Raw genomic sequence first — 13,762 nt, 5'->3', positions numbered from 1 at the left:
ATATAACCCCTTTTTTTAAAAAAAAGAATCAGCCTATCATTGACTCTTTTTTTTAAAATGATGTTCAAACCTTTTTAAAAGACAGCCTAAGTCCGTGGTCAACCACCCCACTAAAAAAGATAAATAATGAAGAGCCTGTAATAAAAATAAAAAGTACATGAAAAGAGAGAGTGCACTTTTCTATTTACATTTCCTTTTTCATAATATAATCAAGAAAATCAAACCAATCTTTCTCTAAGATAATTAAAATGACATTTAAGGTTTCGATATTAATGCTGGTCACGGCATTTTCATATCGTGATATCTGCTGTTGGCTCAAATTTAATAAATCACCCAACTGCTTACCTGATAAAGATTTATTTTTACGCGCAGTCTTAATATAAACACCGATATTTTTTCGCAATAATAAATCATTATTTATTCTCATGTTATAAAATTGTTTTTTTTGATTCATTATGATTATCTCACCATACTCATCGGATTTAATTAGTCGAAATAAGATTTCCTTTATTATTATTTAACTCTCTTTATTACTTTCTTTATTTTTTATTATTTAATAATTTATTGAGTTAAATTTAATATTATTAATAAGGCGTGTAAACACGTTACTACCGATCAATAAACACCAAATTGATAGCCATAACCTATTAAACAAGCAGTGATTGATCGTTAATTTCTATTTATTTTTTTATATTTTACTTTATTATCAATACATTAATGAAAAAATCACTAATAGCATGAACAGATAACATAAAAAAAGGTTTAGAGGATATTTTCAATTTATATGATGAAGATAAAAATTAAGTAATCGAATAATGATTAAATGCGTAATAACCTAATTTAAAAAAGTGGTTAGACTAGGTTTAAATAAATAGATAATGCGAATAAAAATAATTTTTTTGAATCATTTTCTAAGAGTACAAATAAAGTTTCTCGGAGTTATTATTTAAATTAGTGCCCTTTTTAACGTCTTATACATCAAGTTCAATCTCCGAAACTTCCTATAAAAATGGATACTTATTTTTATCGAAAAATAAGCTAATTTAAGACTAGTCATTATTAAAATAAAAAGAGCCAGTGTTATTAATAATATTATCTAAAAATAACTTGTGGATACATAAATAACCTGTGTTTATATTGATTTGTAACAGAACTAGCTTGTGCCATCCAAATTCACTCAAAAGAGAGCATGCCGATCCTATTTACTTTAGTGTTCCCTAAATAATAATTAAACCATGCAGGTCATTTTTATCGGTGATCTTGCTTTGTAGTGTTCAACTAGAGCTAACTACCGTTTTAGTGTTTTTCCAGTATCGCTTTTCAAATTTGTTGGGTGATAACCCTTGGTTATATTCGTGCGGTCTGTGTATGCTGCAATACCCGACGATATAACCCGTTATTGCATGAGCATCATCACTAAACTTATATAACCAGCCACTGGTACCCGCTCGTTCTTCTGGCTCATGAAGAAGCACTCCATTAAGCTATTATCCCAGCCGTTTCTGCGCCTACTCATATTTTGTCTGATCTGGGCATCTCCACAGTAACTACTGGAACTGCTTACTTGTATAGTGACTAACCTGATCGCTATGGAATTACCTCGAGTTGCCCACTCCATATCTAGCGCTTTGATGGTCAGTTTATTGCCCAGAGAAAACGATACTGCAAACGCCAATATTTTGAGCCGTTGGTATGTACCATCAAGTGCATACCATCACCGTCTGTTAATTTATACGATTTATCCAAGGCTTGGCAGACCTGACTTAAGCATCTGTAAAAGCCATGATTTATCTACTTCTATTGATACAAACTATTATCGAATCGAGAGATACCAACACATATACCAACAGCAGGTACTTGATGTGGGTTGACCTTAGTATACTTGGGAAGACTAAAAAGTGGGGAACGCCTTATAAAACGCAGATTTTGGACATAAAAAAAGACGCTCTTAGGCGTCTTATTTTGGTGCCGAAGGCCGGACTCGAACCGGCACACCCGAAGGCGGTTGATTTTGAATCAACTGCGTCTACCAATTTCGCCACTCCGGCACTGAAGTGTATCTGGAAAACCCGCCCATTATACTTGCGTTAAATAGCCCCGCAACAATTATTGTTGATTTTCAGGCTGATTGGCGAAAAAAAGTGCATATCTTACTTTTTGTGTATATAAAATCTGCTATTTTTACTATCCAATCAATTATTAGCTATACTTAATCCTTAATCCTTAATCCTTAATCCTTAATCCTAGATAAATATTATGATTAAATTATCAATATATTTATATTGGTTAATTTATATCGATATCTCGATATAAATTATTTTATATATCGAAAAGCAAAAAAAGGATCAAAACTTGGGTTAGTGTTTTGATCCAACAGTACTTCTAATTGAGGGCTTAGTTTTGTTTTAATGACTATAAATATTGTTTTAGCGTCACTGCCCTTTCTTCCCTGGTGTGAGGAAGATAGTAGTTATTTTTTATTAATATATAGGAAGTTATTTTCTAATATATAAGTACTACTTTAATAAAAAAGAAACTTACTTTTGATATAAGAGATAACCCTATTAATAAATAGATATTTTATTTTTAATTAAAAATATTTATTTATTAAAACAAAGAAATTCATTTTAACTCTAGATACTTTGTAATGTATTTAAAGGAACGTCTCATTTAATATATAATAATGTAAAACTAAAAGTTTATTCTTATTTATAATTTACTTTATTAAATCTCTATTATTTGCTGTGTTATCTTTGCTCTATTTAAAACAATTTACTGGCTCTTAACTCGATGAAGCTATAATAAGTTTAATTTGTGAATCTCACAACGAATAAATTATTACAAAATATGACACACCATTATATTATCTTTATATAATACTAAAAATAACATCATAAAAAGATAAAATTTAAAATAAAAAATTAATAACCCTAACCGTATTGAATGATAACTCTATTAATTAACATTTTCTTGATAAACATATGCTAACTGAATAATAAAGAAAAGCTAATATTTAGATTGAAATAGCAGAACTTAAGGCCAGATTGTAACTTAGCTGTAATACTAATTTCTCTTTTTGATAGTAAAAAAAAAGAATATTTATTGTCTTTTTGTGATACCCCACGTAAAAATTTTTGAGTTATGACAATTTGACACATTTATCTTTATATTTTTGTTAACTCACACTTGCACTGATAGACATTCTTATTTCTGATAATATAATCAAAATTTAGTTTAAATCTGATAGATTGGGGGGGTTATGGGCATTGTTGGCTGGATTATAACAGGTATGTTTGTTGGTATTATATTAGGCGCTGTACTAAAAATGATAAATAAAAACAAGAAGTAGCACGACGAAAACAGCACAAACCAGAACATAAATGGATTTATGTTGCTCATACTCTTTCTACTCACTTACTTTTGTTGATCGTAAAAATGAAAAAACATGTTCTGAATTATCTATTGCTCCCTCTTGCCATGTTAACGCTAAATGCTTGTAGCCAGCGATCATCAATACCACCAGCATCATTGCCTTCTTCACCATTTAGCCAGAATGTACCTGAGCTAACGCAGTGGCCAACAACGTTAACGCCAAATGCCCGAAATGCCAGCGCTCTATTTGATAAATATGCATCACAGATTTATCAAAAAAGTAATCCGCAAGGTATGGTCATTGTGATGATCAATAATGATCAATCTATGAATCGTGCATTTGGTACCACAACACCTGAAAGCCGTAATGCTCCAACAATGAATTCACTTATCCGTATTGCCTCTATTACTAAATTAATGACGAGCGAAATCATGCTCAAACTGCAAGATGAAGGCAAACTGTTAGTGACAGATCCGTTGCAAAAATATAATTATTATGGTGTTGATATCCCATTAGTCAGTGCACAGTCGCCTATTCGTCTTTATCATTTAGCTAGCCACACTAGTGGCTTTCCTCGTGAGCAGCCCGGCGGAAAATGGGGGAGACCTGTTTTTATTTGGCCGACACATGGTGATCGTTGGAATTGGTTGAAGAAAGCGACATTAACTTCGCCTGCTGGAAATAGCGCTGCTTATTCTAATTTAGCTTATGATCTTCTTGCTGATGCGCTAATTAAAGCATCTGGCAAAAGCTATCCTCAATTACTACAACAATATGTCGCTAAACCTGCGGGTATGAGAGATACCACACTGACGCCAACACCCGCGCAGTGTCAGCGTTTATTAGTGGGTTATCGTCCAAGCCCATGCTCAGATACTTTAGCGGCAGCAGGTAGTGGTGGGGTTTACTCAACACCGGCCGATATGCAACGCTGGATGCAAGGTTTTTTAACCTCACATAACGCCATGAGAAAAGCAACAGCAAGTAAAGAGCAATCTATCTATTTTCCTCGTAATCAACTCTCTTCAATAGAAGGTATGGATGTTGCCGGGCGTGCTGATGGTGTTGGCTTAGGTTGGGTTTATATGGCTCCTGCAAATGGTATTCCAGCTATTTATCAAAAAACCGGTGGTGGTGGTGGGTTTAACACTTATATGGCCACCATTCCAGAACTTAATATTGGAGTGTTTGTGGTGATAACACGTAAACCTAATGGCACTAAATTTAGCGAAGTCACACAAGGTACCAATGCCCTGGTGCGTGCTTTAGCAAAAGATTTTTATCAATAACACGATAAAACATCCATAAAATAACCAATAAAAAAGCACCTTCGATTTTTAATCAAAGGTGCTTTTACTTTTTATTATGCTCTATCTTTTAACGATTACGTCTCATTAATAACCAAAGGCTAAGAGTAAGAAATAATATTCCTGGAACTAAAGCAGCAATAACTGGCGGAATGCCATATACCAAACTTAATCGCCCCGAAACTTCATTCACAATATAGAACAAGAAGCCAAAAGCGATACCTGTTACTACTCTTAATCCCATGGGTACCGTACGTAATGGCCCAAAAATAAATGACAATGCCATCAGCATCATTACCGCAACAGAAACAGGAGCAAAGATTTTTTTCCAAAAGTTCAGCTCATAATTACCAGACTCTTGCCCACTCTGTTTTAAATATTTAACGTACTGATATAAACCACTAATGGATAAAGCATCAGGATCTAATGCCACAACACTCAGTTTTTCAGGCGTTAAACGTGTATTCCACTCGACTGAAACCTGTTTTTTGCCCGTGATTTGTTGCTCATTACTTAAATTCGATTCTTCAACTTGTTTTAATACCCAAGTTTTCTTCTCGCTATTATACGTCGCACTAGAAGCGTATCGAACTGATACCAGTTTTCTATCTTCATTAAAGTCATATAGTGATACACCTTGCATCTCATTTTGACTTTTAATACGGTTGATATAAATAAACTGATTACCGTCTTTTGCCCACATACCGCGATTAGTTGAAACCAAAGAGTTACCCATGATTTTCTCTGCACGATAGTTACGAGCGTATTGCTCGCCTTGTGGTGCGCCCCATTCACCAATCAAGACTGTGAGTAACACCAACGGTATTGCTGTTTTCATCACCGAGCCCGCAATTTGCAAACGGGTAAAACCAGAAGCTTGCATTACCACCAACTCACTACGCGTGGCTAATGCACCTAGCCCCAACAATGCACCGAGTAATGCCGCCATAGGGAAGAAAATTTGCACATCTTTTAGGATATTTAAAATGGCATAAATACCAGCATCTAATGTGGTGAAATCACCTTGCCCTACTTTACGCAGCTGATCGACAAACTTAATAATGCCAGAGAGTGATACCAGTAAGAAAAGCGTCATCAAAATAGACTGCAATATAGTACGCCCGATATATCTATCTAATACACCAAACATCAGGCAACTCCTTTCTTAAAGCGAGAGCGTAATTTACGCATTGGCAAGGTATCCCAAATATTAAACAAGATAGCCAATACCAGATATGCGCCATTTACCGCCCACATTGCAATTAAAGGATCTACTTTTCCTTTTTCTCCACTAGAGCGCAAAGAGCTTTGTAATAAGAAAAAGACCAAATAGAGCAGCATTGCTGGCAACATACTTAATACTCGACCTTGACGAGGATTTACCTCACTTAAAGGTACGACCATTACCGCCATTATGACTACAGAGAAAATCAGCGTTAATCGCCAATGGAATTCAGCAATAGATTCTGCTTCTGTCGAGTGCCATAACTCTGACATGGTTTTTTGTTCGACACGATTACTGTTGATGGTTGACTCATGGTGCCCAATGACCGCTTGGTAGTCGGTAAAATCAGTAATACGGAAATCACGCAATACCGCAGTACCTTCGTAGCGAGTACCTTCACTCAAGACCACAATCTGATTACCATTTGGTAATTCTTTGGTATAGCCCTTATCTGCAACAACCACAGAAGGACGCTGATCTTGTGTTGGTCGTACTTGTGCAAGGAAAACATCTTGGAACTGATTTCCTTTTACACTACCAAGATAAAGCACCATATTGCGGTCGCTGGACATTTTAAATTGCCCTTCCATCAATGCAGCTAAACTTGGATTTGCTTTAGCATCTTCAAGTACTGTCTCTTGGTGCACTGATGACCAAGGAATAAGCCAAATAACATTCCCTGCGGCTAATGCGGTTGTCAGTAATGACAGCAGAAGTGCAGCTTGCACTAAGGCTTTCTTACCTATTCCACACGCATTCATGACGGTTATCTCACTTTCAACATAAAGTTTGCTGTAAGTCATCAAGAGCCCAAGGAAAAGGCTTAGTGGAAGAATAAGCTGTGCCATCTCTGGTATTCCCAGCCACAGCAGAGAAATAACAAGATTAGTAGGGATATTCCCTTCTACTGCTGCCCCTAAAATTTCAACCAATTTCTGGCTAAAAAAGATAAGCATCAAAATAAATAAGATGGCTATCTGACTTTTAAGGGTTTCCCGAGCTAAATATCGAATTATAATCACGCTAGTTATGCCTGTGAAAACTTGTCTTTTTGCAGGAAAATCGCTAACTTCGTTGTCTATCTATCATTTGCGCATCTCAGTTAGATATTCTTGCAGCCCAAATGATATCAAAACATGCTATAAACAGGTTCCCAATAAGAACAAGCTTATAAGTTAGCTAAATTAGTTGTGTTCAATTAATGCATTTAGCTTAACATAAAAAGTAAACTTTCTATGGGGTAGATTAATGCGGATCGTTATTCTAAACGATACTTTCCGTCTTTGTCTTTAATATTCAGGAGAACGCATGGAGTTTAATGTAAAAAGCGGCAGCCCAGAGAAACAACGCAGCGCTTGTATTATCGTGGGGGTGTTTGAGCCTCGTCGTTTATCTCCGATAGCGGAGCAACTAGATAAAATCAGCGATGGTTACATCAGCGCCTTATTACGTCGAGGTGAACTGGAAGGTAAAGTCGGCCAGTCATTGCTGCTTCACCATGTACCAAATGTTCTCTCTGAGCGCGTGTTACTCATTGGTTGTGGTAAAGAACGTGAGCTGGATGAACGTCAGTATAAACAAATCATTCAGAAAACAATTAATACGCTCAATGAGACGGGCTCAATGGAAGCAGTCTGCTTTCTGACTGAGTTACATGTTAAAGGCCGTAATAATTACTGGAAAGTTCGTCAAGCTGTCGAGACTGCAAAAGATTGCCTCTATACTTTTGATCAACTGAAAAGTAATAAAACTGAATTACGCCGTCCTCTGCGTAAAATGGTCTTTAATGTGCCAACTCGTCGTGAGTTACCAAGTGGTGAACGAGCTATCGCTCACGGTTTAGCTATCGCATCAGGAATTAAAGCCTGTAAAGATTTAGCGAACATGCCACCAAATATCTGTAATGCCGCTTATTTAGCCTCTCAAGCGCGTCAATTAGCAGATACAGCACCTAATGTTGCAACGCGTGTTATCGGCGAAGAGCAAATGAAAGAGCTGAGCATGAATGCTTATTTGGCAGTAGGCCAAGGCTCGCAAAATGAATCTTTAATGTCGATTATCGAATACAAAGGCAGTAAAGATCCGCAAGTACGTCCTATCGTATTAGTGGGTAAAGGACTCACCTTTGACTCTGGTGGTATTTCAATCAAACCTGCTGATGGCATGGATGAGATGAAATATGACATGTGTGGTGCCGCAACTGTTTATGGTGTGATGCGCGTCGTTGCTGAATTGCAATTACCTATCAACGTCATTGGTGTACTTGCTGGCTGCGAAAACATGCCAGGTGGCAAAGCGTATCGTCCAGGTGATATTCTCACTACGATGTCAGGCCAAACGGTTGAAGTACTTAATACTGATGCGGAAGGCCGTTTAGTATTATGTGATACATTAACTTATGTAGAACGTTTCGAGCCTGAATTAGTTATCGATATCGCAACACTAACGGGTGCATGTATGGTCGCTCTTGGGCATCATTACAGTGGATTAATGTCAAACCATAATCCATTAGCTCATGAATTAATGAATGCATCAGAACAAGCAGGTGATCGTGCATGGCGTTTACCATTAGGCGATGAGTTCTACGAGCAAATCGAATCTAATTTTGCTGATTTAGCCAATACAGGTGGCCGTTTAGGCGGTGCTATTACCGCGGGCTGTTTCTTGGCGCGTTTTGCAACCAAATACAACTGGGCACACTTAGATATCGCAGGTACTGCATGGCGTTCAGGTAAAGCGAAAGGCGCAACAGGTCGTCCTGTTTCTTTACTGTCTCAGTTCTTACTTAATCGTGCGGGTTTGAATAGCGACGATTAATACCGCATAATTATTAGGGTAAAGGTATTATCCTAATTTGCTAGCGACGTACTTAATAGCTAGTTAATTATTACGGTTAATAGAGCAGACTCAAAGAAGGGTATTGCAACGCAATACCCTTCTGTTATCGGGATATCATGAAAAACGCCACGTTTTATTTAATGGAACATCCATCAATACATGAAGATCTACAGGCTCATGAGTGGCTTGCCTGTCAACTTATCGCTACTCATTGGCGATTAGGTAAACGTATTTTGCTCGTTTGCGAGTCACAGGCACAAGCTGAGTTACTTGATGAAGCGCTATGGGCAAGAGAGCCTCATCAGTTTGTACCTCATAATTTAGCAGGTGAAGGACCTCGTTATGGCGCTCCTGTTGAACTATGCTGGCCTGGTAAGCGTGGAAATGCCCCTCGTGATCTCTTAATTAATTTGCAATCTCAATTTTCAGACTTTGCCACAGCTTTCCATGAAGTGATAGACTTTGTACCTATCGATGAACAATTGAAACAGTTGGCGCGTGAGCGATATAAAATCTATCGTAGCGTCGGCTTTACTTTGACTATGGCTACGCCGCCAACCTACTGAATACGTAAAGAATATGGAAAATAAATCCGCACCTAAAGAGCCATCGCTCGACACAACTTATAACCCAGCAGAGATTGAACAACCTCTGTATCAACACTGGGAAAAAAACGGTTATTTTAAAGCTAATGGTGATACGACCCAGGAAAGTTTCTGCATCGTTATCCCACCACCAAACGTTACTGGTAGCTTACATATGGGTCATGCTTTTCAGCAAACCATTATGGATACCATGATCCGTTACCAGCGTATGCAAGGTAAAAATACCTTATGGCAATCAGGTACAGACCACGCCGGTATCGCGACACAAATGGTAGTAGAACGTAAAATTGCTGCTGAAGAAGGTAAAAATCGTCATGACTATGGTCGTGATGCATTTATTGACAAAATTTGGGAATGGAAAGCTGAATCCGGCGGTAACATTTCTAACCAAATGCGTCGTTTAGGTAACTCCGTGGATTGGGAGCGTGAGCGCTTTACCATGGATGAAGGTCTATCAAAAGCCGTTAAAGAAGCGTTTGTTCGCTTACATAAAGAAGACCTTATCTATCGCGGTAAACGCCTTGTTAACTGGGATCCTAAATTACACACTGCAATTTCTGACCTTGAAGTTGAAAACCGTGAAGTAAAAGGTTTTATGTGGCATCTGCGTTATCCATTAGCGGATGGCGCAAAAACCGCTGAAGGTAAAGATTACCTGATTGTCGCAACCACACGACCAGAAACTATGTTAGGTGATACAGGTGTTGCGGTTAACCCTGAAGATCCACGTTATAAAGACTTAATTGGTAAAGAAATTATTCTGCCTATCGTCAACCGTCGTATTCCAATTTTAGCGGATGAACACGCTGATATGGAAAAAGGCACGGGATGTGTAAAAATCACCCCTGCTCATGACTTTAATGACTATGAAGTAGGCCGCCGTCATCAATTACCAATGATTAATATCATGGATTTTGATGGCAATATTCGCGTGAGTGCCGAAGTATTAGATACTAACGGTGTCGAGACTGACGTTTACAGCACAGAGATCCCACAAGCCTACCAAGGCATGGAACGTTTTGCTGCACGTAAAGCGATGGTTGCTGAATTTGAACGTTTAGGTTTATTAGAAGAGATCAAACCTCACGATTTAACCGTACCTTATGGTGACCGAGGTGGTGTTGTTATTGAGCCTTTACTCACAGACCAATGGTATGTGCGCGCTGCGCCTTTAGCAAAACCCGCTGTTGAAGCCGTTAAAAATGGCGATATCCAGTTTGTGCCAAAACAGTACGAAAATATGTACTTCTCTTGGATGAACGACATTCAAGACTGGTGTATTTCGCGTCAACTGTGGTGGGGTCACCGCATCCCAGCTTGGTACGATAATCAAGGTAATGTTTACGTTGGTCGTGACGAAGAAGAAGTTCGCCGTGAAAATAATATCGCTGCTGATGTCGCATTACGCCAAGATGAAGATGTGCTGGATACTTGGTTCTCTTCTGCATTATGGACATTCTCAACATTAGGCTGGCCTGAAAATACTGAAGCACTAAAAACATTCCATCCAACGAATGTATTGGTCAGTGGCTTTGATATCATTTTCTTCTGGATCGCACGCATGATCATGATGACCATGCACTTTATTAAAGACGAAGATGGTAAACCACAGGTTCCATTTAATACCGTTTATATGACGGGTCTTATTCGTGATGAAGAAGGCCAGAAAATGTCAAAATCTAAAGGTAACGTACTTGATCCTTTAGATATGATTGATGGTATTTCATTAGAAGCGCTGTTAGAAAAACGTACGGGTAACATGATGCAGCCTCAAATGGCTGAAAGAATTGGTAAACGTACGAGCAAAGAGTTCCCAGAAGGCATTGAAGCCCACGGTACAGATGCACTGCGTTTCACTTTGGCGGCATTAGCCTCTACGGGTCGTGATATCAACTGGGATATGAAGCGCCTGTCTGGTTACCGTAACTTCTGTAACAAGCTATGGAATGCTAGCCGCTTTGTGCTGATGAATACCGAAGAACAAGATTGTGGTTACCAAGGTGGAGAGATGACACTCTCGCTGGCAGACCGTTGGATCTTAGCTGAATTTAATAATACCGTTAAAGCCTATCGCGAAGCGTTAGATAACTACCGTTTTGATATTGCAGCAGGTATTTTATATGAGTTCACATGGAACCAGTTCTGTGACTGGTATCTGGAGCTATCAAAACCTGCGGTACACAAAGGTAATGATGCGCAAAAACGTGCGGCTCGCCATACGTTAATTGAGGTGTTAGAAGGCTTACTGCGTCTTGCACACCCAATCATTCCATTTATTACAGAAACTATCTGGCAGCGAGTGAAGGAAGTGAAAGGTGTTGAAGGCGAAACGATTATGTTACAACCTTTCCCTGCTTTCGATGCCGCTCAAGTGGATGAACAAGCGCTAAACGATTTGGAGTGGATCAAAGAAGTTATCGTTGCTGTACGTAATATTCGTGCTGAAATGAATATCTCTCCGGGTAAACCGTTAGAAGTTATCTTACGTGGTGCTGATGATACAGCGAAGCGTCGTGTCACTGACAATATCGGTTTCTTGAAGGCGATGGGTCGTTTAGAAGATATTCGTCCATTAGCGCAAGGCGAAGAAGCACCATTATCTGTAACCAAATTGGTTAGCGGTGCAGAATTGCTGATCCCAATGGCTGGCTTTATTGATAAAGATGCAGAGCTTGCACGCTTAGATAAAGAGCTAGAAAAAGTAGAAAAAGATATTACTACTTTAGATAGCAAACTTTCTAACGATGGCTTTGTTAGCCGTGCCCCCGAAGCGGTTGTTGCTAAAGAGCGTGAACGTTTAGCGACTTGCTTAAGTGCAAAAGAAAAGCTGATTGCCCAGAAGATCTCAATTGCTTCACTGTAAGTGATAAATCAACAAGCCACTTTTATAGTGGCTTGAACACTGGCACTAAAACCCGCATTTATCGCGGGTTTTTACTTATTTTATCGTCAATAAAAACCAGGGCCAAAGAAAACTATTTTCTACTTAATTGTTATCATTTTTCGAGTTCATTTATTTATAAACATATTTTAATCTCTCTATTTCCTCTTTGATTTAATTGATTAATAAAATATAAAACTATTAATAATTAGCCTTACTTTATCAATGAGTCAGTTTCGCTGTTTACAATCATCTCAAATCAATTAAGATGGATTTTGTAGCTATCAATGCTACTTCCTATGAAGAAGTTCCTTTCCGGTGCTCTCTCAATAAGTTATCAAAAAATATTCTACTAAAAAGTAAAAACGATGAGTGCAACTATGACTGCAATCCAAGCTACAACACAAAATATTGTTATCAGAGTTATTGAAGAAAAAGACAATGCGGGCATTGCACGCATTATTCGTGAAGTCTCTGCCGAGCATGGCTTAACTGCCGATAAAGGTTTTGCTGTTGGCGACCCTATTTTAGATACCCTATATGACGTTTATCATCAACCTCGTAGTGCTTATTGGGTTGTTGAAATGGATGGCGAAATCGTTGGTGGTGGCGGTGTTGCACCACTTGCTGGTGGCGATAGTAATACCTGTGAACTACAGAAAATGTATTTATCATCGGTATTACGAGGCAAAGGTATTGCGAAGAAAATCGTTCAGCAATCCTTGGCCTTTGGTAAAGAACAGGGCTATAGCCGCTGCTACTTAGAAACAACAGATATTCTGAAAGCGGCTATCGGTTTATATGAAAAACTTGGTTTTGAATTTATTGATGAAGCATTGGGTAACACGGGTCATGGTGACTGTGAGATCCGTATGCTGAAATACCTATAGTCGTTTAACGTTACCTTAACACCCCCCGATTAAAAAATAAGAACAATCTATCTTACCCACACAATAATATGTGGGTTTTTCAACGCCAAATAGCATCTATCAACACAATTCCTATTTATCAAAATGATATAAAAGAGCCGTTTCCTTCCCCCTTCTTTTTCTAATTAATTTATTATTTAATTATGAGTGACTCGGTTTTTTCCTTAAATACTATCAAATTAATAAAGTTTAAATTATTTTTCATTTCACTATAAATAATCATATTTCATTTCTTAAATAAAATATTTTTTATCTTATTTTTTATTTTAAAAATTCTATTTTTTCACATTGCTATTTTTATTTATTTTAATATCTTTATACAGATAAAATCATGCATTGATTTTTATTACTCTAAAATTTAAAAGGAATTTTTCATGAAAAACTTTGTTAAGATTGCACTTCTTGCTTCTGTTATCACCGTTATGACTGGTTGTACTGGTAGCGTATACAATAAAGAAAAAGACTGTAACTACGACTATTTATTGCATCCGGCAGTTTCTATTTCTAAAATCATTGGTGGCTGTGGCGACACAAGTAAATAAGAAATAAATTTATTAATAAACTACATTCTGACTTATTGTTGCTAAGAAAGAATGTAGTTTAT

The 13,762-nt window shown here is 37.7% G+C and carries 9 protein-coding genes, 1 tRNA gene and 2 pseudogenes; 6 read left to right on the top strand and 6 right to left on the bottom strand.

The genetic code is table 11. The features are described 5' to 3' along the window. Positions 1–184 precede the first annotated feature (184 nt). From PH4a_RS08760 to PH4a_RS08750, 4 genes and pseudogenes are all read right to left on the bottom strand, one after another. Entirely contained in the window at positions 185–454 is a 270-nt protein-coding gene (locus tag PH4a_RS08760) for a helix-turn-helix domain-containing protein (RefSeq protein WP_244212951.1), read from the bottom strand. A gap of 820 nt (positions 455–1,274) precedes the next feature. Beyond that, positions 1,275–1,666: pseudogene (locus PH4a_RS18270) on the bottom strand (IS3 family transposase); the annotation flags it as partial. Next, a pseudogene (locus PH4a_RS18265) lies at positions 1,654–1,784 on the bottom strand (Arm DNA-binding domain-containing protein); the annotation flags it as partial. The pseudogenes PH4a_RS18270 and PH4a_RS18265, both read right to left, overlap by 13 nt. A gap of 179 nt (positions 1,785–1,963) precedes the next feature. Continuing rightward, positions 1,964–2,048, bottom strand: a tRNA-Leu gene (locus PH4a_RS08750). Between the two features lie 1,387 nt (positions 2,049–3,435). On the opposite strand from PH4a_RS08750, the gene ampH reads away from it, so the two are divergent. Beyond that, positions 3,436–4,662, top strand: a complete 1,227-nt coding sequence (gene ampH / locus PH4a_RS08745) for a D-alanyl-D-alanine-carboxypeptidase/endopeptidase AmpH (protein ID WP_129039189.1) — start codon at positions 3,436–3,438, stop codon at positions 4,660–4,662. An 88-nt stretch (positions 4,663–4,750) separates the two neighbouring features. On the opposite strand, the gene lptG is transcribed toward ampH, so the two are convergent. Beyond that, on the bottom strand, positions 4,751–5,830 hold the full coding sequence (gene lptG / locus PH4a_RS08740) for an LPS export ABC transporter permease LptG (RefSeq protein ID WP_064718673.1): 1,080 nt from the start codon (positions 5,828–5,830) through the stop codon (positions 4,751–4,753). Next, positions 5,830–6,927, bottom strand: a complete 1,098-nt coding sequence (gene lptF / locus PH4a_RS08735; RefSeq protein WP_129039187.1) for an LPS export ABC transporter permease LptF — start codon at positions 6,925–6,927, stop codon at positions 5,830–5,832. Before lptF ends, lptG begins: the two co-directional genes overlap by 1 nt. A 286-nt stretch (positions 6,928–7,213) precedes the next feature. Between lptF and pepA the strand changes: the two genes are divergently transcribed. The 5 genes from pepA (at position 7,214) to PH4a_RS08710 (ending at position 13,700) form a co-directional block, all read left to right on the top strand. Beyond that, on the top strand, positions 7,214–8,722 hold the full coding sequence (pepA, locus tag PH4a_RS08730; RefSeq protein WP_064718671.1) for a leucyl aminopeptidase: 1,509 nt from the start codon (positions 7,214–7,216) through the stop codon (positions 8,720–8,722). Positions 8,723–8,859: 137 nt separating this feature from the next. Further along, on the top strand, positions 8,860–9,309 hold the full coding sequence (locus tag PH4a_RS08725; RefSeq protein WP_129039185.1) for a DNA polymerase III subunit chi: 450 nt from the start codon (positions 8,860–8,862) through the stop codon (positions 9,307–9,309). A 13-nt stretch (positions 9,310–9,322) separates the two neighbouring features. Next, a complete protein-coding gene (locus PH4a_RS08720) occupies positions 9,323–12,211 on the top strand; it encodes a valine--tRNA ligase (protein ID WP_129039183.1) in 2,889 nt (962 codons plus the stop codon). A gap of 398 nt (positions 12,212–12,609) precedes the next feature. Next, entirely contained in the window at positions 12,610–13,119 is a 510-nt protein-coding gene (locus PH4a_RS08715; RefSeq protein ID WP_129039181.1) for a GNAT family N-acetyltransferase, read from the top strand. A gap of 413 nt (positions 13,120–13,532) precedes the next feature. Continuing rightward, positions 13,533–13,700 carry a YhfL family protein gene (locus PH4a_RS08710; protein ID WP_064718668.1) on the top strand — a complete coding sequence of 56 codons (168 nt, stop codon included), beginning with the start codon at positions 13,533–13,535 and terminating at the stop codon, positions 13,698–13,700. The last annotated feature ends 62 nt before the right edge of the window (positions 13,701–13,762 follow it).

It is taken from the genome of Proteus hauseri (assembly GCF_004116975.1).
In the GTDB taxonomy this organism is placed as follows: domain Bacteria; phylum Pseudomonadota; class Gammaproteobacteria; order Enterobacterales; family Enterobacteriaceae; genus Proteus; species Proteus hauseri.
The sequence above is the reverse complement of the archived record's forward strand: the minus strand, read 5'-3'. Positions and strand labels throughout refer to the sequence as shown.

Coding starts and splice junctions, on each gene's coding strand:
- PH4a_RS08760 (WP_244212951.1), bottom strand. CDS start 454: ATGAATCAAAAAAAACAATTTTATAACATGAGAATAAATAATGATTTA.
- ampH (WP_129039189.1), top strand. CDS start 3,436: ATGAAAAAACATGTTCTGAATTATCTATTGCTCCCTCTTGCCATGTTA.
- lptG (WP_064718673.1), bottom strand. CDS start 5,830: ATGTTTGGTGTATTAGATAGATATATCGGGCGTACTATATTGCAGTCT.
- pepA (WP_064718671.1), top strand. CDS start 7,214: ATGGAGTTTAATGTAAAAAGCGGCAGCCCAGAGAAACAACGCAGCGCT.
- PH4a_RS08725 (WP_129039185.1), top strand. CDS start 8,860: ATGAAAAACGCCACGTTTTATTTAATGGAACATCCATCAATACATGAA.
- PH4a_RS08720 (WP_129039183.1), top strand. CDS start 9,323: ATGGAAAATAAATCCGCACCTAAAGAGCCATCGCTCGACACAACTTAT.
- PH4a_RS08715 (WP_129039181.1), top strand. CDS start 12,610: ATGACTGCAATCCAAGCTACAACACAAAATATTGTTATCAGAGTTATT.
- PH4a_RS08710 (WP_064718668.1), top strand. CDS start 13,533: ATGAAAAACTTTGTTAAGATTGCACTTCTTGCTTCTGTTATCACCGTT.